The following is a 461-nucleotide window of genomic DNA, read 5'->3' on the forward strand; positions in this document are numbered from 1 at the left end:
GATGAAAACCTGGTCGCCACCGCCTGGGTGGGATTTGCCGCGGAAGAAGTGGTTGAAGCCGACCTCATACAGCGACGCCGACGACGCGTACGTCGAAATATGGCCGCCCACACCGACTCCCGGGCGCTGGGCGCGGTGCACCATGATGGCCGCGTTCCACCGGATCCAGGCGCGGAAGCGTCGCTCGACGTCCTCGTCGCCGGGGAACCAGGGCTCCAGCTCGGTGGGAATGGTGTTGACGTAATCGGTCGACGTCAGTGCCGGGATCGCGACGCGCTTCTCGCGCGAGCGCTCCAGCAGCCGCAACATCAGGTACCGGGCCCGCGCCGGACCGGATCGCTCCAGCAATTCGTCGAACGACTCCAGCCATTCCGCGGTCTCGTCGGTATCGATATCCGGAAGGTAGGAGGCAACTCCCTCGCGAATCACCCGGACCCGGTCGGGTTCGGCTGCGGTAGAGG

General features: G+C 66.2%; 1 pseudogene. It reads right to left on the reverse strand.

Going from position 1 to position 461, the window contains the following annotated elements:
• Positions 1-461 (reverse strand): annotated as a pseudogene (locus RM844_RS32570) (pyruvate dehydrogenase (acetyl-transferring), homodimeric type); the annotation flags it as partial.

Source organism: Streptomyces chisholmiae (assembly GCF_031845445.1).
GTDB classification, from domain to species: Bacteria; Actinomycetota; Actinomycetes; order Streptomycetales; family Streptomycetaceae; genus Streptomyces; species Streptomyces chisholmiae.